This window comes from Glutamicibacter sp. ZJUTW, assembly GCF_008370855.1.
Lineage (GTDB): Bacteria > Actinomycetota > Actinomycetes > Actinomycetales > Micrococcaceae > Glutamicibacter > Glutamicibacter nicotianae.
In genome coordinates, this window is sequence record NZ_CP043624.1 from 1,396,728 (window position 1) to 1,419,143 (window position 22,416).

Sequence of the window (22,416 nt, forward strand, 5' to 3'; positions counted from 1 at the left end):
AATAGCCAACCGGCTGGCGCTGTAGGTTGCAGGGCCGCAGGAATCTGCGGCCTGGAATTCGTGTGAAAGTTGGCCCATGTCCCAGAGCAAGCCGCATCCGGCACCAGTTGCTGAAGAACTCTCGGCCGGGGCCCGGTGGCGTTTGCTCGGCGTGCTGCTCGCCGCGATGTTCATGTCCCTGGTATCGGTCAGCATCGTCAATGTGGTTCTCCCCGCTATCGGTTCCACCCTGCACGCTACCGAGGCCGACCTGCAATGGGTGCTGGCAGGATATGCGCTGACCTTTGGCGTGGTGCTGGTTGCCGCCGGACGCGCCGGGGACCTGCTGGGCCGCGGCGTGATGTTCGTGGCAGGCGTCGCGATCTTCACCGCGGCCAGCGTCCTGGCTGGCCTGGCAGCTGATCCATTGGTCTTGAACATTGCGCGCTTCATCATGGGCATCGGCTCCGGATTGCTCAACCCGCAGGTGATGGGCATGATCCAGCAGCATTTCCGTGGCGCTGCCCGTGGCCGGGCCTATGGCTTGCTGGGCACAGCTGTTGGCTTCTCGGTCGCCATCGGACCGGTGCTGGGCGGACTGCTGATCAACTGGTTTGGCGAAGACGCCGGCTGGCGTTCCACCTTCCTGATCAACGTACCGGTAGGAGTGCTGGCAATTGTCCTTGCCTTGCTGTGGCTGCCCAAGCCGCTGTTCAGCAAGCCAACGGGCAAGGTGGATCTGGATCCAGTTGGCGGTTTGCTGCTGGCAGTAGGCATTTTCGCCCTGCTGCTGCCCTTCGTGCAGGGACGCGAAACCCCGTGGCTCTGGTCGCTTCTGGCCTTGGCCTTCCTGCTCCTGGTGCTCTGGGTCCAGTGGGAGAAGAAGTACAAGAAGCGCGGTCGTGAACCAATGGTGGAACTGGCTTTGTTCAAGATCCGCAGCTTCACCAATGGCACGCTGATCGCAGGCCTTTACTTCATGGGGGTTTCCAGCGTCTGGGTGCTGGTGGCAATCTATGTCCAGCAATCCCAGGGCTTCAGCGCACTTCAAGCAGGATTGATCTGCCTTCCGGCCGCACTGCTGTCGGCCTTCAGCTCCGATATTGCCGGACGCTACGTGATGACCTTGGGGCGGAAATTGGTTATTGGCGGCATCCTCAGTGCACTGTTCGGCCTGCTGGCCACCATTGCCGTGGTGCTCTTGGAAGAGCGCGGGGTGCTGGGCATCTGGTGGATGCTGCTTTCGCTGGCCTTCATCGGAGTGGCGCAGGGCTTCATCATTTCGCCTAACCAGGCGCTGACCCTGATGGAAGTTCCCGTGGCCAACTCCGGCAGCGCCGGAGGCTTGATGCAGACTTCCCAGCGCGTAGGCACCGCCGTGGGCATTGCGGTGATCACCGCTGTCTTCTACGGCATGAATCATATTGCCGGCTATTCGCTGGCAATGTCGCTCTCCTTTGTTGCCATTTCGTTGCTGGTCTTGGCCACCCTCGTGGTCGGCGTCATCGACCTGCGCCATGGCCATGCCGCGCACGCCAAGCCGGAAGCTGAGGAAGTAGTTCCGGCCAGCACCGGCGCGCAGCGTACGGTGACAGGGGCTATCGAGATCGCCGGGCCGAAGGAACCAACCCAGCCAGTAGACTCCCAGCCATAATTCGGTGCTGGTCAGCGGAGGATTCTGGACCTAGGCTGGGACCATGAAGCGATTCTTCCTGAGCAGCGCAGCAGTAGCTCTGGCCTGTGGCGTTGCCGCCTGCGCATCTACCGGGAGCGGGTCTGGCGCCAGCCAGCCAACCGAAAGCGAGACCAGCGTGATACTGCAGGATCCGGCAGGTTTGTGGGGCAGCAAGGAACAAGGCCAGCCGTGGCTGGAACTTTCAGCGGACGGCAAGGTCGCCGGCAGTGATGGCTGCAACCGCATTACCGGCACATGGAGCGGATCCGAAGAGCTGGAATTCGGCGCGTTGGCTTCGACCAAGATGTACTGCGAAGGCGTGGATGACTGGCTTTCGCGTGCCGCCACCGCAAAGCTGGAGGAGGGCAACAAGATGCTTGTTCTTGACGCCAACGGCGAAGAGCTGGGAACCCTTGCCTATGGTGGCAGCAATTCCTAGCTCATGCGCCTGGCGCAGACGCTATGCGCTAACGCGGTAACCGGAGATCATCGGGCACTCGAAAGGATCCCGGGCCGATAGCCCTACCTTGTTCAGGTAGGTGATCACCTGTGCGTAGGATTCGCGGACACTGGCCACGGTGTAGGGCACCTGATGCTCTTCGCAGTACTGGCGCACGATGCGCGAGACGCCGGCCAGGTTGGCGCGCGGCATGGACGGGAACAGGTGGTGCTCCACCTGGTAGTTCAATCCGCCGTAAACGTGGGATAGCACGCGGTTTCCCCAGCTGGACTTGGCCATGACGTTGCGTCCGGTCAGTACTTGGCGGGAGAAGAAGTCGATGCGGGCGTCCTGGGGAACCATCGGCATGCCCTTGTGGTTCGGGGCAAAGGATGCACCCATGTAGATGCCGAAAACTGCCAGCTGCACGCCCAGGAAGGCGAAAGCCATGCCCACGGGCAGGAAGTAGAAGACGATGGCCAGGTAGATTCCGATGCGCAGTGCAACGCCGGTCATTTCGCGCTTGCGGTTCTTGACCCGCTCAGCCTTGAACAAGTACTTGATCGAGTGCATGTGCAAATTCAAGCCCTCAAGGGTGAGCAGCGGGAAGAACAGGTAGCCCTGGCGGTTGGTGATCCACTTGAGCAACCCGCGCTGGCGCTTGGCATCCTCGGTCTGAAAGGAAATGGTGTCCCACTCGATATCAGGATCCTTGCCCACGGTATTGGGCGTCGCATGATGCTTGTTGTGCTTGTTCATCCACCACTGGTAACTGATGCCCACGACGATATTGGCCAGGAACTGGCCCAGCTTGTCATTGCGCTTGTGCGAGGCGAGGATCTGGCGGTGTGCCGCCTCATGCGCCAGGAAAGCGAACTGGGTGAGCAGCAGGCCCAAGGCCCCTGCCATCAGCAACTGGAACCAGCTGTCGCCAAGGAGGATGAATCCGGCAACGGTGCCAGCCAGCAGCACCGTCAGCACGATGCCCAGGCCGAGATAGTGCCCGCGTCGGCGGCCAATCAGTCCGGCTTCGGTGACTAGCTTCTTGACGTGGAAGAAGCTCTTGGGATCGCCCGGCTTGGGTGTAGGCCCTTGGGAATGGAGTGTTGCAGTGCTGCTCAAGAAAATATCCTTGGGTACTAGGCGTCGACCTCGCAGTCGAAAGAACTGAAAAACTCGGCTCCCATGATGCCAATCCTACGTTGGATTGCTGTGAAATTGCCTATGTAAGACGTGCCCAAGCCAGACCCTAGAAATGGGCAGTTAGTTGCCCTTCGGCAACTTCCCAGTGGGCGGACAGGCGGACATTCTCCAGCAGCCGGCGATCATGGGTGACCAGCAGCAACGCTCCAGTGTATGCTTCCAGTGCTTCTTCGAGCTGCTCGATGGCCGGCACGTCCAGGTGGTTGGTCGGCTCGTCGAGCACCAGCAGGTTCACCCCGCGTGCCTGGAGCAATGCCATCGATGCGCGGGTGCGCTCGCCGGGAGACAGCGAATCGACCAATGCAGAGGACTGGTCTGCCTTCAAGCCGAACTTGGCCAGCAGGGTGCGGACCTCGGCAGCGGAGTACTCGGGAACTTCCTTTTCGAAGGCTTCGCCCAACGACAGATCACCGGGAAGCTGGGTGCGCGCCTGGTCGATTTCGCCGATGCTCACCGAGCTGCCCAGGGAAGCGGTGCCGCTGTGCGGAGCCAGCTTGCCCAGCAGCAGGTTCAGCAAGGTCGACTTGCCTGCCCCATTTGGGCCGGTGATGCCAATTCGGTCCCCGGCATTGACCTGAACCGACACCGGCCCGAACGTGTAATCGCCGTGGGACACCGAGGCTTCGTTGAGCGTGCACATCACCGAGGATCCGCGCGGGGCCGACGCGATGGAGAATTGCAGAACCCATTCCTTTCGCGGTTCGGCCACTTCCTCAAGACGGGCGATGCGCGATTCCATTTGGCGCACCTTGGCTGCCTGCTTCTCCGAGGATTCGGTGTTGGCACGGCGGCGGATCTTGTCGTTGTCCGGCGCCTTGCGCATGGCATTGCGCACGCCTTGCGAGGACCACTCGCGCTGGGTGCGGGCGCGGGAGACGAGATCCGCCTTCTGGCTTTCGAACTGCTCGTAGGCTTCACGCGCGTGGGTCCGCTTGATGGTCCGTTCGGCGAGATACGAGTCGTAGCCGCCTTCATAGGTGGCTACCTGATTCTGGGCCAAGTCCAATTCGATGATGCCGGTGGTGCAACGGGCGAGGAACTCGCGGTCATGCGACACCAGGATCACCGGTGCGCGCAGGGAATTGATGAAGTCCTCCAGATGCTCCAGACCTTCAAGATCAAGATCATTGGTCGGCTCATCGAGCAATACCGCATCGAAGCGGGAGAGCAGCAAGGCCGCCAGGGCAACGCGGGCAACTTGGCCGCCGGACAGGGCAGTCATCTCGGTATCGACCGGGAGGGCGAAGCCGAGCTTGGCCAGCACCTCGGGGATGCGGTCTTCAAGATCCATGGCGCCGGAGGCCATCCAGTGATCGAAGGCGGCACTGTAGGCATCATCTGCGCCCGGCTTGCCGCTGCCCAGTTCTTCGGCGGTCGTCTCCATGGCGGTGGTGGCCGCGGCGCAACCGGTCCGGCGGGCCAAATACGCGGCAATGGTTTCACCTGGAATGCGATCGTGCTCCTGCGGCATCCAGCCGATGAACGCGGAAGCCGGGGCAGTGCTCACGGTTCCGGCCTGCGGGGTTGCGGCCCCGGCTAGCAGCGACAGCAACGTGGACTTGCCAGCGCCGTTTGCACCCACCACGCCATAGACATCGCCGGGTGCGGCGGTGAAGTCCAGATTCGAGAAGAGGGTCCGGTGGGCGTGGCCGCCAGATAGGTCCTTGGCCACGAGCGTTGCAGTCATGGTTCCAATTCTAGTTCCAGCCATAGGCGGAATATTTCCGCTGTGCCCTAGGCGATACGTCGCAAGAGTATTAGTCTATTAGCATGCATGCAGATAATAAGATTTATGCCCCCGAGCCCTCCTCGGAATTCGTGGAACTTGCCGCGGAAGTCTTCGGCTTGCTTTCCGATGCCACGCGGATCCGGATTGTGCTGCATCTGCGCCGTGCCGGAGAGCTCTCTGTCAACGCGCTCGCAGAGCTCGTCGAGAAGAGTCCCTCGGGGGTTTCCCAGCACCTGGCTCGCCTGCGCATGGCGCGCATGGTGACCACACGCCAGGACGGAACCAAGGTTCTCTACAGCCTTGCCGATGACCATCCGGCGCGCCTGGTCAGCGAAGCGATCAAGCAGGCTGAGCATTCTGTATCCAACGGCCAATTGCCGCTGCATCACGAAGCGCCAAACACCTAGGACTAAAGAAGACAGGGGTGGCCAAGATGCTTTCAGTTCTCAGGGACCAGGCGTACGCCAAGCTCTTCGGCGCGCAGATGATTGCGCTTCTGGGCACTGGCTTGCTCACCGTAGCGCTGGGCCTTTTGGCTTTCGATATCGCCGGCAACGACGCGGGCTTGGTGCTCGGCCTGGCCTTGACCGTCAAGATGGTCGCCTATGTGGCGGTTGCACCATTGGTCAACGCCCTGGTGTCCCATATTCCGCGCAAACCGGTGCTTGTCGGGTCCAATGTCATTCGTGGACTGGTGGCGCTCTGCCTCCCCTTCGCCAGTGAAGCGTGGCAGATCTATGTGCTGATATTTGTCCTGCAATCGGCATCGGCGACCTTTACCCCCGCATTCCAGGCGGTCATTCCCTCCATCCTGCCTGGAGAACGGGAATATACGAAGGCCCTGTCCCTGTCGCGTCTGGCCTGTGACATGGAGTCGTTGGCCAGTCCGATGCTGGCGGCCGCGTTGTTGACTGTCACCAGCTACCACAACCTCTTTGCCGGGACCGTGATCGGCTTTGCCGCGTCAGCTCTGCTTGTTGCCGCGACCCGGTTCCCGCTGATCCCGCCGCCGCAGAAGACGCTCTTCTTCCATCGCCTCACCGGCGGAACCCGGGCGTTCTGGTCGGCACGCGAACTGCGCAGCCTGATGGCACTGAATCTGGTCGTTGCCGCGGTCTCCGCCATGGTCATCGTCAACACGGTGGTGCTGGTGAAGGGGGAGCTGGGCCGTTCGCAGGTGGATGTTGCCTTGCTGCTCGGAGCCTATGGTGCAGGTTCGATGGCGGTGGCACTGGGCATGCCCGGGTTGCTGGAGCGATTCGAGGACAGCACTGTGATGCTCGCCGGCGCCATAATGATGCCGCTGCTGCTGCTCATTGGTGCTACGGTCATCGGTTGGGCACAGGGAGCCGGGAAATGGGCCGGGCTTCTTGGCTTATGGATGGCTTTGGGTGCGGCGACTGCAAGCATCCTCACGCCCTCGTCCAGGCTATTGCGCCGCAATAGTACAGAGCAGACGCGCCCGGGGGTTTTCGCCGCGCAATTTTCCTTGTCCCATGCCTGCTTCTTGCTGACCTACCCGGTGGCCGGTGTCCTTGGCACATCAATCGGATTGTGGGGCGTCGCCGTGGTTCTGGTCGGGATCGGCGCGATCGGCACGGTACTGGCCTTTGCCTCATGGTGCCCGGTCTTGGATCGCCGTAGCCAGCTTGGGTGAGCTCGGCAGAACGGTCGCTGGCCTAGTCGAAAGCCGGTGGCTGGCCAACCTCCTGCTCGGCGATCGGCAGTCGCGGCGCGGAGTGGGGACTCATGCTGGAATCCTCAACGCCGGCCCTTGACTGCGCGGTACTGGATCTTCACCGCTTCGAGCGAAGCAACTCCAGTACTTGGTCCTGGCTGACTTGGCCAAAATCCTCGTAAAACGCTCCGACGGCAGTAAAGTTATCCGGGGTGAGAAGTTCGCAGATGCCATCGACATGGGGCGCCAATTCAGCAACCGTTTCGGGGGAAGCCACCGGAACTGCCAGCATGACGGAGGCAGGGGGCAACTCCTGTACGAGATCCAGCGCGGCCTTCATCGTCGCGCCCGTGGCCATCCCGTCATCGCAGAGCAGCAAGTCGCGCCCGGACAGATCCGGGCAATAGTCCTTGAACCTGTCGGCGAGGGCCAGCAGGTCGGCACCGGTGCCTCGTTCCAGGGATTCGAGCTCGTCCTTGCCGAAATACTGCAGCGCCCGGCGATAAATGGCCTCGTTGATATGGCGGGAGCTGCTGGACCCATACCGGGCGATGGCGCCGAATGCCAGCTCTGGATTGCTGGGCACCCCGAGCTTGCGCACCGCCACGGCGCCCAGGTCGGCGCCGAGCGCCGTGGCGACTTCGTAGGCAATGGGCACCCCGCCGCGCAGCAGGCCCAGCACCGTGTATTCTCCGGCGGGCAGCAGAGTGGACAGCTTCATGCCCAGCGCGGCGCCGGCATGGCTGCGGTTTTCGAACACTGTGCTTCTACCTGTAGCCATGGTTCCAGTCTTGCCCAATGGCGCTCGATTGCAAGGGTATCGGTGGAAACATCCAGCATTTGATGTCCCGTGCGGTGATCAGGTGCTTGAGTCGACAGTCTGCAAAGTCGACGCAGGGAGCATCACGGGCCGGCGTGGGAGCAGCAGTGCTTGGGAATCCAGACGCTGCTCAGGACTCCGGCTGCTGCAGGAGGCCGAGAAGTGCCCTGGTGCGCCGGTATTTCTCGGCCAGCCGCTGCCGGGTAACCGAGTCCAGTTGGTTGGTGCGTTCAAGGTCGGTGTTGTCGGCCAGATCCGCCTGCTTGACCAGCAAGGCCAGCGAGTTGCCGCGTACTTTTGCGCAATACTCTTCCAGGCTCTGCCCTGGACGCTTGCTCAGCAGCTCGACCGCCTCGATGACTGTTTCGGGAATGCCTGAGTTGCGCAGATCCTCCGCGCTCACCTCGCAATCCTCGATCACGTCATGCAGCCACGCGGCCGCGATGGCCTCCGGCGAACCGCCAAGAGCGCGGGCATGGCCGGCCACGCGTGCCGGATGCCCGATATGCGCAGCGCCAAGCTTATCGACCTGGCCTTCGTGGGCGCGGACAGCAATCGCCGTGGCCAATTCAACTAGCGATTTTTGCTCGTCCATGTTCCGCCTCACTGATCGGCTGTTGCTGATTTACAGCTTACGCGTGGCGGGAGGCGGGTTGGCAGGATTTGGCCTGCCAGGCTACGACACTGAACACGTCGTTCCACAGAATCCACTAATGTGTCATTGACTTTAGTGTGTAGCACACAGTAATGTAGTGGACATGGAAGAGTTCGACACCCAGCTGCAAGAGCTGCGACGCGGCACCGTAGTACTGGCCTGCCTGCAGCTGCTGCGCGGCGCCGGGTATGGCTACAGCCTGCTGGAGCAGCTTGGCGATCATGGTTTCTCCACTGACGCCAACACCCTGTATCCGCTGCTGCGTCGTTTGGAGAAGCAGGGGTACCTCACCAGCGAGTGGAACACCGAGGAGGCGCGGCCACGCAAGTTCTACCGGACCTCGCTCGACGGCATCCGTCTCGCTGACACGTTGACCACCGAATGGCGATCCCTGACCACGGCGATCGCCTCGCTCACCAAAGAGGAGCACTGACATGACTGCCACCTTGACCGAACGCTACATCTCGGCCACCATCCGGAGCCTGAAACCCGAACTGCAGGACGACGTCCGCGCCGAGCTCGAAGCCTTGATTGCCGACGCGATCGAGGCGCGCACGGACCAGGGCGAGGCCGCGGACGAGGCTGAACGCGAAGTCCTGTCCGAGCTGGGCGATCCCGGCCTGCTTGCCGCGGGCTACGCGGACCGGCCGCTGCACCTGATCGGTCCGAAGTACTACCTGACCTGGTGGCGGCTGCTGAAGCTGCTGTTGTGGATCGTACCGGTCTGCGTGGTCGGCGCGGTGCTGCTGGGCCAGCTGCTCTCCGGAGCTGAGGCCGGCGAGAGCCTCGTCCAGGCGCTGGCCAACGGGCTGCAGGTGGCCGTGCATCTGGTCTTCTGGACCACGCTGGTCTTCGTCGTGCTCGAGCGCGCCGGCGCGGACACCGGCATGAAGTGGGATGTCGACCAGCTGCCTGAGGTCCAGGAGGATGGCGCCGGACGCAGCGAGCTGATCGCCTCGCTGGTGTTCCTGGCCATCGCCGCCGTGGCGGTGGTGTGGGATGCGGTGCGCGGATTCTTCCCGACCGGCGGCGAGCCGATCGCGATCCTCAATCCGGGACTGTGGCCGTGGTGGATCGGCGCGCTGTTCGGCCTGATGGTGCTTGAAGCAGTCTTCGCTTTCGCGCTTTATGCCCAGCGCCGCTGGACTACCGCGCTGGCAGCGCTGAACACCGTGCTTGCCCTGCTCTTCGCGGCCTGGGTGCTGGTCCTGCTGCTGGGCGGCGAGCTGGTGAACCCCGAGTTCCTCTCGTTCATCGCCCAGGCCGGAGGCGAGGAATTCGCTTCCGGGAACGCGGATGCCGCAGGCAACGGGGGAGTCTTCCGGATCCTGGCGGTGCTGCTCGGGTTCGGGATCGCCATCGTGGTCGGTTGGGACATCGCCGATGGCTGGCGCAAGGCGGTGCGCGAACGGCGCGTTGCCCGGGTCTGAATTCCTTGGAAGAACGAAACCAGAAAAAGAAGAATCCCGGGGCATCGGCGAAGAAATTCGCTGATGCCCCGGGATTCTTGTGCTGCAGCTCAGGGAAGCTGCCAAGCTCCAGGTCTAGGGGAGCTTGCCTGGCTTAGAGCTGGTTGCCCAGCTTGAAGCCCTTGGATGCCTGGCCGTGGTACGAGCCGTCCTCGTCACCGGCACGGGTGTAGGAGAAGCCGTCGGCGCCGATCGTGACTTCCAGTTCGGAGTCGTCGGTGCGCTCGACGATTTCCTGCACGTTGCCATCCAGGTCCAGGACTTTGGAGGCTTCGGTGTACCACGAAGGCACAACCGGGTTGCCCCACCAGTCGCGGCGCTGGTTGTCGTGCACGTTCCAGGTGATGGTCGGGTTGTCCGGATCGCCGGTGTAGTAGTCCTGAGTGTAGATCTCGATGCGGTGGTCATCTGGATCCAGAATGTACAGGTAGAACGCGTTGGACACGCCGTGGCGGCCTGGGCCGCGCTCGATGCGGTCCGAGATGCGCAGTGCGCCCATCTTGTCGCAGATCTGGATGATGTTGTGCTTCTCATGGGTGGAGAAGGCCACGTGGTGCAGGCGCGGGCCGTTGCCGCCGGTCAGGGCGGTGTCATGCACGGTGCCCTTGCGGTGCATCCAGGCTGCGTAGGTGGTGCCTTCGTCGTCCTGGATGTCCTCGGTAACGCGGAAGCCCAGGTCCTCCAGGTACTTGCGGCCGCGCGGCACGTCCGGGGTCACCTGGTTGAAGTGGTCCAGACGGACCAGTTCGCCGGCCGAGTACAGGTCGTAGCGCATGTGCAGGCGCTCGACGTGGGTGGTCTCGAAGAAGAACTCGTAGGGGAAACCCAGTGGATCCTCGACGCGCACTGCATCGCCGATGCCCTTGACGAAGCCTTCCTTGCGGCGCTCGGTGCGGCAGCCCAGTTCCTTGTAGTAGGCCTCGGCCTTGTCCACGTCTTCGGTGGAACGCACGCGGAAGGCCATGGCCTTCAGCGCGGCGACTGGGCCCTTGGTCAGCACCAGGTTGTGGTGGATGAATTCCTCGAAGGAACGCAGGTAGATCTGGTTCTCGTCCTCGTAGGACACGTGCAGGCCCAGCACGTCGACGTAGAAGTTGCGCGAGCGCTCAAGGTCGGTGACGACCAGTTCGGCGTAAGCGCAGCGCAGGATATCCGGCGCTGGCACCGAAGGGGTTGGGATCGGGTTTGCGATCTCTTTGCTCATGATGTGCTCCTTTGCAAGCAAAAAAATTTAGTGGAGGGAAGCTGGTGCTTCCTAGACGCCGAACTTCGGGGAGTGCGCTTCGTTCAGGGTGATCTGGATGGACTGCTGGGTGGTGTAGAAGTCCACCGAGCGGTAGCCGCCCTCGCGGCCCAGGCCCGAAGCCTTCACGCCGCCGAATGGGGTGCGTAGGTCGCGGACGTTGTTCGAGTTCAGCCACACCATGCCCGAGTCGATCTGGTGCGCGAAGTTGTGCGCGCGCTTCAGGTTCGAGGTCCAGACGTAGGCGGCCAGGCCGTACTTGGTGTTGTTGGCCAGCTCCAGCGCTTCCTCGTCGGTGTCGAACGGGGTGATGGCAACGACCGGGCCGAAGATCTCGTCCTGGAAGATCTGCGCATCCGGTGCGACATCGGCGAACACGGTCGGGGCGACGTAGTTGCCCTCATTCTCGAAGCCTTCGGCGCGGCCGCCGCCGGCCAGCAGCCGGCCTTCGTTCTTGCCGATCTCGATGTAGCTCATGACCTTGTCGAAGTGGTTCGGGTGGACCAGCGATCCGACCTCGGTCTTCGGGTCGCTCGGCAGGCCGACGCGGATGTTCTTGGCGCGCTCGGCAAACTTGGCAACGAAATCATCGTAGATGTCGCGCTGGACCAGGACGCGGGAACCGGCGGTGCAACGCTCGCCGTTCAGCGAGAACACGCCGAAGACGGTGGCGTCCAATGCGGCTTCCAGGTCGGCGTCGGCGAAGACGACGGCCGGGGACTTGCCGCCCAGCTCCAGCGAGAGGCCCTTGAAGAATGGGGCGGCCGCGGTGGAGATGGTGGCGCCGGTCGAGGAGTCGCCGGTGAAGGAGACCAGCGGGACGTCCGGGTGCTTGACCAGGTAGTCGCCGGCCACGCCGCCGGAGCCGAAGATCAGGTTGAAGACGCCCTCTGGCAGGCCGGCTTCGCGGAAGATCTCTGGCCACAGGGTGGCGGACAGCGGGGTGTAGCTGGCAGGCTTCAGGACGACGGAGTTGCCGGTGGCGATGGCCGGGGCCAGCTTCCAGGATTCCTGCATGAACGGGACGTTCCATGGGGTGATCAGCGCGGCGACGCCGATCGGCTTGCGGTTCACGTAGTTCATCTGGCGGCCCGGGACGCGGAAGGTGTTGTCCACCTGGGCGACGATCAGGTCGGCGAAGAAGCGGAAGTTCTCGGCGGCGCGGCGTGCCTGGCCCTTGGCCTGGGTGATCGGCAGGCCTGAGTCGTAGGACTCCAGCAGCGAGAGCTCCTCATCGCGGGACTCGACGATGTCGGCGATCTTGTGCAGCACGCGGGAACGCTCGCGCGGCAGCATCTTGGACCATGGGCCTTCCTTGAATGCCTTGCTTGCGGCGGCGACGGCCAGGTCCACGTCCTCTGGCTGTGCCGAGGCGACGGTGGCGTAGTTGGTGTTGGTGACCGGTTCCTGCACGTCGAAGGTTGCTCCGCCGATGGAGTCAACGAATTCGCCGTTGATGTAGTGCTGCAGGTGGGTTGGGAGATTTTCCGGTACGAAGTGCTTGCTCATGGCAGTTCCTTTCGTGCGTTGTCCCGGTGTTTTCACCGGATGGCTTTGGGCAAAACTATGGGTAGTGCAGGGGCTGCCGGCTAGATGGCGCTCGGTGCCATGCCGGCAGCCTTGAGGTAGGCGTTCAGGGTGCGGGCGCGGTGCTCGCGGGCCGCGGCCTCGATCTGCGCCGGGGTGGCGTGATCGGCAATCAGATCCAGCAGCTTCTCGTGTTCCTCAACCGAGGCGCGGGCCCGGTTCGGGATGTGCGTGAAGGAGCTCGCACGCATCGCCGCCAGCCGCCGCCATCCGCGCTGGACCAGGTCCAGGATGTGCGGGTTGGGGCACTGGCCGTAGAGCAGCTGGTGGAATTCGGTGTTCATCCGGGTGAAGGACACCGGGTCGAAGTCCTCCAGGCATTGGCGCATACTCTCGTTCAGCGCCCGCGCCTTGGCCAGCCACTTGGCGTCCATGGCATCGGCGGCCAGCGCGGTGGCGGCCGGCTCGATGACCATCAGCGTCTGCATGGTGTGCAGGTAGAGCGTGGAATCCACATGGGCCACCGTCGCCCCGACGTTTCGGGTGAAGTGGACCAGCCCTTCGGCCTCCAGCCGGCGGATCGCCTCGCGCACCGGAACCACGGAGCAGCCCAGCTCATCGGCAATGGTGCCCAGCACCAGCCGGTAGCCGGGGGAGTATGCCCCGTTGACGATGCGCTCGGAGACCAGCTGGTAGGCTGCCTCGGACTTGGAAGCAGTCATTACAGCGACCATGAGTCCAGATCCGGGCTGCCTGCGTCCTTCCAGGCGTTGTACTTGGCCTTCCACTCGGCGTTCATCGGGAACAGGCCCTCGATGCCGTGGCCTCGCTTGACCATGGCGAAGATGAATTCGTCATTGGACTCGGTCACCGCTGCCTCGGCGGCCACCTCGGCCACCATGGCTGGCGGGATGACCACGATGCCATCGGAGTCGGCCACGATCACGTCGCCCGGCTGCACGGACACGCCGCCGCAGGCCACGGTGATGTCCTTGTCCCAGGCCACGTGCTTGCGGCCGAGCACTGCCGGGTGGGCGCCGTTGTAGAAGACCGGGATCTGAAGGTTGGATACCGCGTCCAGGTCGCGCACGCCGCCATCGGAGATGATGCCAGCGGCACCGAGCTGCTGGGAACGCAGGGCCAGGATGTCGCCCAGGGTGGCCGAACCCGTCTCGCCGCGGGCTTCCATGACCAGGATTTCGCCGTCCTTGAGCGAGTCGATGGACTGCTTCTGCATGTTGTAGCCGCCGCCGTGGGCCTTGAACAGGTCCTCGCGGTTCGGGATGTAGCGCAGGGTGCGGGCGGTGCCGATCACGCGCTGCATGCCCTTGGTGGCACCGGGAACCTCGATGTTCACGTTGTTCAACCCGCGCTTGCGCAGGGTGGCGGACAGGGTGGCGGTGGCGACCGAGGCCAGCTGCTCGCGGACCTTGTCGGTCAGCACCGACTTGCCGGTAATCAGGGGTTCCATGCCGGCGCTCTCGCGATCGCCGTAGGCGTCTTCCTTGTCCTTGTCGGTGACCTTTGGCTGGTTGCCGAATGCGGCGAAGGCTTCGGTGCCCTCGGTGGCGGTGGTCTTCAGCTTGCCGGTGGATGCTCCGGAAACCAGGTCGGTGACCTCGACCTCGACGACGTCGCCCGGGAAGAAGACGGTGGAGCCGGCCGGGGTGCCGGTGAGGATGATATCGCCTGGCTGCAGGGTCATCTGCTGGGACAGGTCGGCGACGATGGTGGCGAGGGAGAAGAGCAGTTCGGAGGTGTCGGCATCCTGGGCGAGCTGGCCGTTGACCCAGGTCTGCACGCGCAGCTTGGCAGGATCCAGGGTGGAAGCATCCAGCGCGTTGGGGCCGACCGGGGTGTAGCCGTCGCCGGACTTCGAGCGGATGTTCGAGCCCTTGTCCGCGTACTTCATGTCGTGCACGCCCAGGTCGTTCGATGCGGTGACCTGTCCGACGTAGCTCCAGGCGTCCTCAACCGAGACGCGGCGGGCGGCCTTGCCGATGATCAGTGCGATTTCGCCCTCGAAGGCGAGCAGCTCGGTGCCGGCAGGGCGTTCCACGGTGGAACCGCTGGCGGCCAGCGAGCTGGTGGCCTTCATGAAGTAGCTGGGGAACTTCGGGGTGCGTCCACGCTGCGCCGCACGCGAGGAGTAGCTCAGGTGTACGGCCAGGATCTTGCCTGCCTGCGCGAAGGTCTCTTCGGTTACTGGGACAATATTGCTCACCGTTGATCGGCCTGCTTTCGTCGAACATCATCTCGTACATCAAATCGTATACGATCAGTGTGCTCCCAATCTCAGACGATGTCAAGCGGGAAGCGGGAATCTTTCGAAACGCTCGCGAGGCAGGGCGGAAAGTCCGCGGAATCACAGGAAATTTGGCGCAGTCGAAAGTTTTCCAGAATCGCCGAAATCTGGGAATCAGATTGAATGTACGATAGCGCACAATTGCCGACAGGAATGCCTTTCGGAGGCCGGGGACCGGCGGATCCGGTATTCCGATAGGGACCCTTAAAGGTTGAAAGCCGCGTTAAAAACGGCGTTGGCCGGAGAGAATTCCCCGGCCAACGCTTCGTGCTATTCAGTTAATCAACTGGCAGTGCAGACCGTGGCCTAGACACGAATGGCATCCACGATCTTCACACGTGCTGCCACCAGCGCTGGGAGCACGCCGGTGAGGGCACCCACCGCTACGGAGACTCCCATGCCCAGCAGTGCGGCATCGAGCGGGAAGGGCGGCATCTGGTCCAGCTCGGTAGCGAGCACCATGTTCAGCAGGCTCTCATTGGAAACCAGGGCTACCGAGATCAGCACGCCCAGGCCGCCGGCCACCGCGGTGGCTACCACGCTCTCCATCATGACCGAGAAGAAAACCCGGCCGGTGGTGGCGCCGAAGCTGCGGCGGATGCCAACTTCGCGGATGCGCTGCTTCATGGTCACCATGGAAACATTCAGCAGGCTCAGCGAACCAAGCAGCAAGATGATCACAGCAATGCCGGAAATCACCATTGCCAACTGCTTCAGGCTTTCATCAGCACCCCACATCAGGTAATCGTCGCGATGGGAATCGACGGTATAGCCCGGAAGCTCGGCCTGCATCTGCTGGCCAAAGTGCATGGCCAGCTCCTCGGATCCCTCGATAGGGACCCACATCTTGTAGGCCACTTCATTCATCGGGGATTGGCCTGCGAACCAATGATCATAGGTGGCAGGAAGCATCCACAACTGGCCAGACATCCCGAAGGATCGGGAACTCGCGGTGCCGATGACCGTGACGGAGACGGCGTTGCCGTTGCTCACCAAGTCGACGGTGAGCGGCAGACGCTGACCTTCCAATCCCAATTCCCTCATGATGTTCTGGTCAACCACCACGGCTGGTGACAGATTTTTCGCATCCTCGGATTCCAGCCAGCGGCCCTGGCTTATGACCAGCCGGTGCATCGGGGCGTAATCCTGGTCGACCACCAGGGTTTCCGCTTCAAGGGCCATACCCTGATATGAGACCCGCTGGTCGTAGCTGCGTCCAACCATCGTGGTGTAGTCGATCTTGAAGCGCTCTCTGGTCTTCTCGAAAGCTTGCGCCACCGAATCATCACCCTGCGGACCTCCATCCGAGCGTGCATCAAAGGCATAGGTGGTGATCATTGCCGGACGGCCGTCGCGTTCAAGGCTTTCGGTCATCATCTGCCGGGCCATGCCGGCGCCGGCCAAGACGGTGGTCAGCGATGCCACAGCTACGGTCACGCCAATCAGGGAGAGCAGCACCCGCAATTTGTGGATGCGCAGTTCCTGCCATGCTTCCAGCAATGCTGCGGCAAATCCGGTGGCCAGACGTGCAAGAGCATTCATCGGACCACGACCTCGCTGAGCGGATGCAGCCGCCCTGAATCGAGGCGGAACTGCCCGCGTGCCAGGGCCGCCACATTGCTGTCGTGCGTGATGGTGATCAGGGCCGCTCCCGAATCAACCGTGGCGGAATCCAGCAGTTCCATGACTGCACGTCCGGTGCTGACATCCAATGCGCCGGTCGGTTCGTCGGCCAGCACCACGCGGGGACGGCGCACCAGCGCGCGGGCAATCGCCACGCGCTGCTGCTCGCCGCCCGAGAGGGTCTGCGGCATTGAATCCAGGCGCCCGCCCAACCCGACGCGTTCCAGCGCCTCGGTGGCCAGCTTGCGCCGATTCCAGAAGTCGCGGCCGCTGGCATACATCAGCGGAGCCATGACATTTTCCAGTGCTGTGCGTCCGGGCAGGAGGTTGAACTGCTGGAAGACGAACCCGAGGTCGCGACCGCGGGCATGCGCAGCCTGCTTGGCGCTCAGCCGGACGGCATCCTTGCCGCGCCACAGCAGGCTCCCGCTGGTCGGCTTATCAAGCAGTCCCAGGATGTTCAGCAACGTTGACTTGCCGGTGCCCGAACGTCCGACGATGGCTATGTGGTCTCCCTCGGATACGGTGAGATCGATCCCGTTGAGGATGTGCAGCTCGCTGTCATCGGGCAGCCGGACGCTGCGGGTGACGTCCTCGAGCTTCAGCAATGGCTCACCACTCATCTGGGTAGGGCTCCATCTGCATCATTTCACCTGGCGCCGGGGTGGACCCCGGGACGAACCGAAGGATCTCGGTCTCGTCCTTCAGCCCGGAAACCACCTCGATGATCTTTCCATCGGTCACGCCCAGCTCTACTTCCGTGCGGATTTCCTTGCCGTTCTCATCCAGCTTCCACACCGCGCCCTGGCCAACCAAGCCGCGAACTGCCGATACCGGTACAGTCACTGCATCCTCAACGGTGCCAGCATCGATTTCCATGTTCATGCTCAGCCCGTCGAAGACCACGACGTCAGCTGGAACAGCACAAGAAATCTCGCTGCTTGAAGAGCTCTCCGGGGATTCGCCGGTGGCCATTGGATCCATGGACGATTCCATATCCTGGTCCTGCGTGCTGGAGCTGGATTTCTTCGACGCGCTGTCCCCGACAGACAGATCCTTGCACGTGAAGGGCTCCGGCCCGCCGTCAATAGTGATCATTGCTTCGAGGGTTTCGTCCATCAGGCGGTAGCGATCCAGCGGATCGATCGAACCGGCCGCCAGGAATTCCTGCGGCTGGATGGAGCCGAGGCCCGTGCCCTTGGTGACGTCATCGCCAATCTCGATCTGGAAAGCGCCTACCTTGCCGGTGGCCGATGCGTAGACATCGTGGTACTTCACGACGGGAGCAGCTTCCACCGTCAATTGTTCGCCTTCGGAACTCTCGGTGTCCGAGTCGCTGGCTTCAGCGACTTCAGGCTGGGACTCTGTGCGGACTTGGAAGATACGGTCGCCAAGGGAGACATTGTCACCCGGTTTGACGAAGGCCCAGTTGACGACGCCGTCCACGGGAGCGTTCAGCTCTTTGGAATCGGTGAGCTTGATGGTTCCGGGGATGGTCAGCTTGTTCTCGACCGTTGCTTTTTCGGCAAAAACGGTCTCGGCCGGGATTTCTCCGGTGGGGAACAGGTCGTCGTCGGCGGCGGAAGTACCGCCGGCAAACGCGAGCTTCACGAGGCTGACGGCGATCAAGGCGCCGATGACCAGCCAGGCAGCGGGAAGGAAAACGCGGCGGAACGCGCGGCGTTGGCTCATAGAGTTGCTCTTTTCACCATACAAAAATTACCCGAGCCAACTGCAACCTCCAAGCCTAATCAAGAGAAACGCGTAACCTTTATCAGATTGAGATGTATTTTTACTTTGCTAGTCAGACCCGCTAGTCAAGTTACTGATCGAAGGGTGCAGGTTAATGCTCAATGATTGATAGGGCCTAGGTTCGGAACGTTGCGCCGATGGCCGCGAACGATTCGAAGCGTGCCACGCCCTCTGGGGATCCAAGCGTTTGACTGGGGGCAGTTGTGGCTCTCGGCAGAGGTGCCGTTAGGAACGCCCCGCGTATTGGAACCGAGTGGCGTTTCGCTGAATGGCACACTCTTTAAGGCCTTGGCTCGGGTATCAGGCTATGCGATTCCGGGTGTCCAGGATTCCTGGGGACCGAGGATAACGATGTTGGCAAGCGCGTTTATCCAATGACGAAAGAAGTGATTTGCTTACTTCACTTGTCGGTCTGCCGAATCAAGTTGTCCTGAATTGCTGGTAAAACGCTGAACGCCCGCGTATTGTATCGGCATATCGTTGTCTTGAATTGGGGGATCTAGAGAAGAACTGCATCGCTCGCATTCAGGCGCATCTTTAGGTGCATAGGGCAGCGCCTGCATTCGTCCAACAGGCAAGTGCAGAGTTAACAGAACCAGCCCGGACCTCTTATTCGCATAAGAGGTCCGGGCTGGTTGCCGCGGTCAAGCGTTCAGGCTAGATCTGAGATGCGCTCTGGGCTGCAGCTTCACGCTCGTGGGCTTCGCGCATGGCGCGCTCCACGCTGTCGACGTCGCGGACCGCACCCTTGTCTGCGGACAAAGCCATGGCGGCGTAGGCGCGCAGCGCAGGGGAGACCACGCGCTCGCGGTTCTTCGGATGATAGCCGGTGGTGGCGATCAAGCGCTCGCGGCGCTGGGCCAGAACCTCGTCGGAGACATTCAAGGTCAGCTCGCGGGTCGGGATGTCGATGGAGATGGTATCGCCATCTTCAACCAGCGCGATCAGGCCGCCGGAGGCCGCCTCGGGGGAGACGTGGCCGATGGACAGGCCCGATGTGCCGCCGGAGAAGCGGCCATCGGTGATCAGCGCGCAGGACTTGCCCAGGCCACGGCCCTTGAGGAACGAGGTCGGGTAGAGCATTTCCTGCATGCCGGGACCGCCCCTCGGTCCTTCGTAGCGAATGACCACTACGTCGCCTTCCTTCACCTGCTTGTTCAGGATTTTCTCCACTGCCTCGTCCTGGGATTCGCAGACCACAGCCGGGCCGGAGAAGGTCCAGATCGACGGGTCGACTCCAGCGGTCTTGACCACTGCGCCGTCCACGGCGATGTTGCCGCGCAGCACGGCCAGGCCGCCGTCCTTGGAGTAGGCGTTCTCTACCGAGTGGATGCAGCCTTCGGCGTCATCGGTGTCCAGTGCCGCCCACTTCTCGGACTGCGAGAATGCGGTGGAGGAGCGCTTGCCGCCCGGGGCCGCGTGCCACAGGTCGAAGGATTCCTTTGTCGCCTTGCCGCCACGGATATCCCAGTTATCGAGCCATTCGCCCAGGGTTGCCGAGTGGACGGTGTGCACGGTTTCATCCAGCAGACCGCCACGGCGCAATTCGCCGAGGATGGCAGGGATGCCGCCGGCGCGGTGGACATCTTCCATGTAGTAGATGGTGCCGTTGCCGGCAGCGTTCGGTGCCACCTTGGCCAGGCATGGCACGCGGCGGGAGACCTCATCGATCTCGTCCAGGCCGAAGTCCACGCCGGCCTCGCGGGCGGCGGCCAGCAAGTGCAGGATGGTGTTGGTGGAACCGCCCATGGCGATATCAAGTGCCATGGCGTTGCCGAAGGCCTTCTTGGTGGCGATGCTGCGTGGCAGCACGGTCTCGTCATCTTCGCCGTAGTAGCGGTTGGCGATATCGACCACCAGCTTGCCGGCGTTCTGGTACAGGTCCTTGCGCGCGGTGTGGGTGGCCAAGGTGGAGCCGTTGCCTGGCAGCGAGAGGCCCATGGCCTCGGTCAGGCAGTTCATCGAGTTGGCGGTGAACATGCCGGAGCAGGAGCCGCAGGTAGGGCAGGCGGACTCTTCGATGCGCAGCAGGTCGGCATCGGAGACGTTCTCGTTCACTGCCTCGGAGATGGCGTCCACCAGGTCCAGGGTGCGCACGGTGCCGTCAACCAGGGTGGCGCGGCCCGATTCCATGGGTCCGCCGGAGACGAAGACGGTCGGGATGTTCAGGCGCAGTGCGGCCATGAGCATGCCGGGGGTGATCTTGTCGCAGTTGGAGATGCAGATCAGCGCATCGGCGCAATGGGCGTTGACCATGTACTCCACGGAGTCCGCGATCAGGTCGCGGGACGGCAGGGAGTAGAGCATGCCGCCGTGGCCCATGGCGATGCCGTCATCCACTGCGATGGTGTTGAATTCGCGGGGAATGCCGCCGGCTGCCTCGATGGCCTCGGACACGATGCGGCCAACCGGCTGCAGGTGGGTGTGTCCGGGAACGAACTCGGTGAAGCTGTTGGAGACCGCGATGATCGGCTTGCGCCCGAGGTCGGCGCCGTTCACGCCGGCTGCGCGGAACAATGCGCGAGCGCCGGCCATATTGCGGCCATGGGTGACAGTGTGTGAACGAAGTGTGGTCATACCTAAAATCTCACCATATATTTGCCGCCAAACCCAGACGGTGACGATACTAGTAGTACTACTACCATGCAGAGGGATGGGCCCAGTGAATCCAAGCCAGAGACGCAGAGAAGAGCTCGCGGCCTTCCTCAAGGACCGCAGAGCCCGGGCTGACAGGGCATCGCACGGACTGCCGGAGATCGGGCGCAGCCGGGTGCGAGGTTTGCGCCGTGAGGAAGTCGCCACCTTGGCCGGTGTTTCTGTTACCTGGTACACCTGGCTGGAGCAGGCCCGGGATATTAATCCCTCCCGCCAGGTCTTGCAGTCATTGGCGCGGTTGTACCGGCTGACCCCGGTGGAATCCTCGTACCTGTTTTCACTGGCAGGGCACGGCGAGCTGGAACCAATCGGCAACGGCGGAATGACCCCAGCCCTGCAGCGCTTGCTGGATGCGTTGCAGTTCCCTGCCTTCCTGCTTTCGGCTGACTGGACCATCCTGGGATGGAACCGGGCCTACGCGGAGCTGTATCCAAGGGTGGAGTCGCTGGAGAGCGAGGACCGGAACCTCTTGTGGCTGGTGTTCACCGACGCGCAGCTGCGCGAAATGCTGCCGGACTGGGAAGTGCAAAGCCGAGGCTTTGTGGGCAGCTTCCGTGCCGAAACGCGTGGATGGCTCAGCCCGTCGGGGGAGAGCGGCATTGTTGCCCGGGTCTCGGCGGCTTCTCCGGAATTCGCCTCCATCTGGAATGAACGGGACGTTGCAGGGTTCCGCACCGGCGAACGCGTGTTCCGGCACCCTGAATTGGGGCTGACCCGCTACGAGCAGCACAACCTGACTCCTACCGAAGCCACGGACTTGACCCTGTTGATGTACACGCCGCTGTAGTATCGGACTACGGTGCTGGTCCGATCTGATACGGGTGTACTTAAAACTGAACTGCCCTACGGAAATTCCGAAGGGCAGTCAACCGGTTGTGGGATTGCGCCTAGGATTTCAAGAACTCCAGAGCCTTTTCCTTGAACTCGCGGCTCGTTACTGCGTTGGCGTGATTGCGTCCTGCCAGCCACAGCACTTCATTGCGTGTTCCTGCGTCCTTCAGAAGGCGACGCAAATGCGGCATGGTCGTGGCGAGATCATCTTGGTCTCCAGCCACCAGCAAGGTCGGGACTGACGGTACCTTTGCGGCAGGGTCATACGGCTCGGACTTGATGGCTTCGATCAGCTCAAAGAGCGCCGAGAGATCATTGGACGGCTCAGCCTTGGCAATCTGCATGATGGTGGCAGTGTAGTCATCATGGATCTTTTCGCCCGTCTCGACATGGGCGCGGGCCTGATCCAATTCGAAGGCGGCCAGCGGATCGCCGGCCCCTGGACCGCCGATGACCAGGTGATTCACCAAATCAGGATTGAAAGCGGCGAATTCCCAGGCGAGACGTGAACCCAACGAGTAGCCGATGACATCTACCGGACCTTCGTCCAGATCCATCACAATGGCCGCGAGCGCCTGGCGAATCTGACTTGGCGCCCAGCTGCCGTCGTTGCGTCGAGGGTCTTCTCCATGGCCGGGCAAGTCAATCAGAAGGACATCGCGTCCCGCATCGGTGAAATATTTCAGCCAACGCGAGCGGTCCCAATTCAATTCGCCGGATGAGGCGAAGCCGTGGATGAAAAGCACGGATGGGCTTTTCACCTCAGTGTTTGCGCGAACCACTCGAAGATTCAGATCCAAAGTCATGCCATCGATCATAGGCTATCCACCGGC

The 22,416-nt window shown here is 62.5% G+C and carries 20 protein-coding genes; 7 read left to right on the forward strand and 13 right to left on the reverse strand.

The annotated features are described in order from the left end of the window. The first annotated feature begins 76 nt into the window (after positions 1-76). The gene (locus tag F0M17_RS06585; RefSeq protein WP_121866579.1) at positions 77-1,633 is read left to right on the forward strand and encodes an MFS transporter; all 1,557 of its coding nucleotides are present in this window, start codon (positions 77-79) and stop codon (positions 1,631-1,633) included. A gap of 43 nt (positions 1,634-1,676) precedes the next feature. After that, on the forward strand, positions 1,677-2,093 hold the full coding sequence (locus F0M17_RS06590; RefSeq protein ID WP_038992131.1) for an META domain-containing protein: 417 nt from the start codon (positions 1,677-1,679) through the stop codon (positions 2,091-2,093). 21 nt (positions 2,094-2,114) lie between these two features. On the opposite strand, the gene F0M17_RS06595 is transcribed toward F0M17_RS06590, so the two are convergent. Together F0M17_RS06595 and F0M17_RS06600 are read right to left on the reverse strand one after the other, a co-directional pair. Continuing rightward, entirely contained in the window at positions 2,115-3,215 is a 1,101-nt protein-coding gene (locus tag F0M17_RS06595; protein ID WP_121866580.1) for an acyl-CoA desaturase, read from the reverse strand. A 127-nt stretch (positions 3,216-3,342) separates the two neighbouring features. Further along, entirely contained in the window at positions 3,343-4,983 is a 1,641-nt protein-coding gene (locus F0M17_RS06600) for an ABC-F family ATP-binding cassette domain-containing protein (protein WP_149596701.1), read from the reverse strand. Positions 4,984-5,066: 83 nt separating this feature from the next. On the opposite strand from F0M17_RS06600, the gene F0M17_RS06605 reads away from it, so the two are divergent. Both F0M17_RS06605 and F0M17_RS06610 read left to right on the forward strand, forming a co-directional pair. Further along, the gene (locus tag F0M17_RS06605; RefSeq protein ID WP_149596702.1) at positions 5,067-5,432 is read left to right on the forward strand and encodes a metalloregulator ArsR/SmtB family transcription factor; all 366 of its coding nucleotides are present in this window, start codon (positions 5,067-5,069) and stop codon (positions 5,430-5,432) included. Between the two features lie 26 nt (positions 5,433-5,458). Further along, a complete protein-coding gene (locus F0M17_RS06610) occupies positions 5,459-6,682 on the forward strand; it encodes an MFS transporter (protein ID WP_149597713.1) in 1,224 nt (407 codons plus the stop codon). A gap of 139 nt (positions 6,683-6,821) precedes the next feature. Here the strand turns inward: F0M17_RS06610 and F0M17_RS06615 are convergent, their stop codons facing one another. After that, positions 6,822-7,484: a phosphoribosyltransferase gene (locus tag F0M17_RS06615; RefSeq protein ID WP_149596703.1), complete on the reverse strand. Its 663-nt coding sequence runs from the start codon at positions 7,482-7,484 to the stop codon at positions 6,822-6,824. A gap of 169 nt (positions 7,485-7,653) precedes the next feature. Then, positions 7,654-8,118, reverse strand: a complete 465-nt coding sequence (locus F0M17_RS06620; protein WP_149596704.1) for an HD domain-containing protein — start codon at positions 8,116-8,118, stop codon at positions 7,654-7,656. A gap of 163 nt (positions 8,119-8,281) precedes the next feature. Here F0M17_RS06620 and F0M17_RS06625 point away from each other — a divergent pair, with 163 nt between their 5' ends. Together F0M17_RS06625 and F0M17_RS06630 are read left to right on the forward strand one after the other, a co-directional pair. Continuing rightward, positions 8,282-8,611: a PadR family transcriptional regulator gene (locus F0M17_RS06625; protein ID WP_149596705.1), complete on the forward strand. Its 330-nt coding sequence runs from the start codon at positions 8,282-8,284 to the stop codon at positions 8,609-8,611. 1 nt (position 8,612) lies between these two features. Continuing rightward, the gene (locus tag F0M17_RS06630) at positions 8,613-9,608 is read left to right on the forward strand and encodes a permease prefix domain 1-containing protein (protein ID WP_149596706.1); all 996 of its coding nucleotides are present in this window, start codon (positions 8,613-8,615) and stop codon (positions 9,606-9,608) included. A gap of 133 nt (positions 9,609-9,741) precedes the next feature. Here the strand turns inward: F0M17_RS06630 and hpaD are convergent, their stop codons facing one another. The 8 genes from hpaD to ilvD form a co-directional block, all read right to left on the reverse strand. Continuing rightward, a complete protein-coding gene (gene hpaD / locus F0M17_RS06635) occupies positions 9,742-10,839 on the reverse strand; it encodes a 3,4-dihydroxyphenylacetate 2,3-dioxygenase (RefSeq protein ID WP_038991538.1) in 1,098 nt (365 codons plus the stop codon). Positions 10,840-10,902: 63 nt separating this feature from the next. Further along, a complete protein-coding gene (gene hpaE, locus F0M17_RS06640; RefSeq protein WP_038991335.1) occupies positions 10,903-12,399 on the reverse strand; it encodes a 5-carboxymethyl-2-hydroxymuconate semialdehyde dehydrogenase in 1,497 nt (498 codons plus the stop codon). 80 nt (positions 12,400-12,479) lie between these two features. Next, positions 12,480-13,139 (reverse strand): GntR family transcriptional regulator, encoded by a 660-nt coding sequence (locus F0M17_RS06645; protein ID WP_073707602.1) that lies wholly within the window; start codon positions 13,137-13,139, stop codon positions 12,480-12,482. Further along, entirely contained in the window at positions 13,139-14,641 is a 1,503-nt protein-coding gene (locus F0M17_RS06650; RefSeq protein ID WP_149596707.1) for a fumarylacetoacetate hydrolase family protein, read from the reverse strand. Before F0M17_RS06650 ends, F0M17_RS06645 begins: the two co-directional genes overlap by 1 nt. Before the next feature lie 387 nt (positions 14,642-15,028). Beyond that, positions 15,029-16,264 carry an ABC transporter permease gene (locus tag F0M17_RS06655; protein ID WP_149596708.1) on the reverse strand — a complete coding sequence of 412 codons (1,236 nt, stop codon included), beginning with the start codon at positions 16,262-16,264 and terminating at the stop codon, positions 15,029-15,031. Beyond that, a complete protein-coding gene (locus F0M17_RS06660) occupies positions 16,261-16,968 on the reverse strand; it encodes an ABC transporter ATP-binding protein (RefSeq protein WP_149596709.1) in 708 nt (235 codons plus the stop codon). Before F0M17_RS06660 ends, F0M17_RS06655 begins: the two co-directional genes overlap by 4 nt. Then, complete coding sequence (locus tag F0M17_RS06665) at positions 16,958-18,037, reverse strand: efflux RND transporter periplasmic adaptor subunit (protein ID WP_149596710.1); 1,080 nt, start codon at positions 18,035-18,037, stop codon at positions 16,958-16,960. Before F0M17_RS06665 ends, F0M17_RS06660 begins: the two co-directional genes overlap by 11 nt. 717 nt (positions 18,038-18,754) lie before the next feature. Next, positions 18,755-20,674 carry a dihydroxy-acid dehydratase gene (gene ilvD, locus F0M17_RS06670; RefSeq protein ID WP_128470556.1) on the reverse strand — a complete coding sequence of 640 codons (1,920 nt, stop codon included), beginning with the start codon at positions 20,672-20,674 and terminating at the stop codon, positions 18,755-18,757. Positions 20,675-20,759: 85 nt separating this feature from the next. Here ilvD and F0M17_RS06675 point away from each other — a divergent pair, with 85 nt between their 5' ends. Beyond that, the gene (locus F0M17_RS06675; RefSeq protein WP_149596711.1) at positions 20,760-21,539 is read left to right on the forward strand and encodes a helix-turn-helix transcriptional regulator; all 780 of its coding nucleotides are present in this window, start codon (positions 20,760-20,762) and stop codon (positions 21,537-21,539) included. A gap of 100 nt (positions 21,540-21,639) precedes the next feature. Here F0M17_RS06675 and F0M17_RS06680 read toward each other — a convergent pair whose 3' ends face one another. Beyond that, positions 21,640-22,389, reverse strand: a complete 750-nt coding sequence (locus F0M17_RS06680) for an alpha/beta fold hydrolase (RefSeq protein WP_246857151.1) — start codon at positions 22,387-22,389, stop codon at positions 21,640-21,642. Positions 22,390-22,416: the final 27 nt, after the last annotated feature.

Bases quoted from the DNA above. Each gene is read 5' to 3' on its own strand.
- F0M17_RS06605 (WP_149596702.1), top strand. From the start codon at position 5,067: ATGCATGCAGATAATAAGATTTATGCCCCCGAGCCCTCCTCGGAATTC.
- F0M17_RS06620 (WP_149596704.1), bottom strand. From the start codon at position 8,118: ATGGACGAGCAAAAATCGCTAGTTGAATTGGCCACGGCGATTGCTGTC.
- F0M17_RS06625 (WP_149596705.1), top strand. From the start codon at position 8,282: ATGGAAGAGTTCGACACCCAGCTGCAAGAGCTGCGACGCGGCACCGTA.
- F0M17_RS06665 (WP_149596710.1), bottom strand. From the start codon at position 18,037: ATGAGCCAACGCCGCGCGTTCCGCCGCGTTTTCCTTCCCGCTGCCTGG.
- F0M17_RS06600 (WP_149596701.1), bottom strand. From the start codon at position 4,983: ATGACTGCAACGCTCGTGGCCAAGGACCTATCTGGCGGCCACGCCCAC.
- hpaE (WP_038991335.1), bottom strand. From the start codon at position 12,399: ATGAGCAAGCACTTCGTACCGGAAAATCTCCCAACCCACCTGCAGCAC.
- F0M17_RS06585 (WP_121866579.1), top strand. From the start codon at position 77: ATGTCCCAGAGCAAGCCGCATCCGGCACCAGTTGCTGAAGAACTCTCG.
- F0M17_RS06610 (WP_149597713.1), top strand. From the start codon at position 5,459: ATGCTTTCAGTTCTCAGGGACCAGGCGTACGCCAAGCTCTTCGGCGCG.
- F0M17_RS06655 (WP_149596708.1), bottom strand. From the start codon at position 16,264: ATGAATGCTCTTGCACGTCTGGCCACCGGATTTGCCGCAGCATTGCTG.
- F0M17_RS06630 (WP_149596706.1), top strand. From the start codon at position 8,613: ATGACTGCCACCTTGACCGAACGCTACATCTCGGCCACCATCCGGAGC.
- F0M17_RS06615 (WP_149596703.1), bottom strand. From the start codon at position 7,484: ATGGCTACAGGTAGAAGCACAGTGTTCGAAAACCGCAGCCATGCCGGC.
- F0M17_RS06590 (WP_038992131.1), top strand. From the start codon at position 1,677: ATGAAGCGATTCTTCCTGAGCAGCGCAGCAGTAGCTCTGGCCTGTGGC.
- ilvD (WP_128470556.1), bottom strand. From the start codon at position 20,674: ATGACCACACTTCGTTCACACACTGTCACCCATGGCCGCAATATGGCC.
- F0M17_RS06680 (WP_246857151.1), bottom strand. From the start codon at position 22,389: ATGACTTTGGATCTGAATCTTCGAGTGGTTCGCGCAAACACTGAGGTG.
- F0M17_RS06645 (WP_073707602.1), bottom strand. From the start codon at position 13,139: ATGACTGCTTCCAAGTCCGAGGCAGCCTACCAGCTGGTCTCCGAGCGC.
- F0M17_RS06660 (WP_149596709.1), bottom strand. From the start codon at position 16,968: ATGAGTGGTGAGCCATTGCTGAAGCTCGAGGACGTCACCCGCAGCGTC.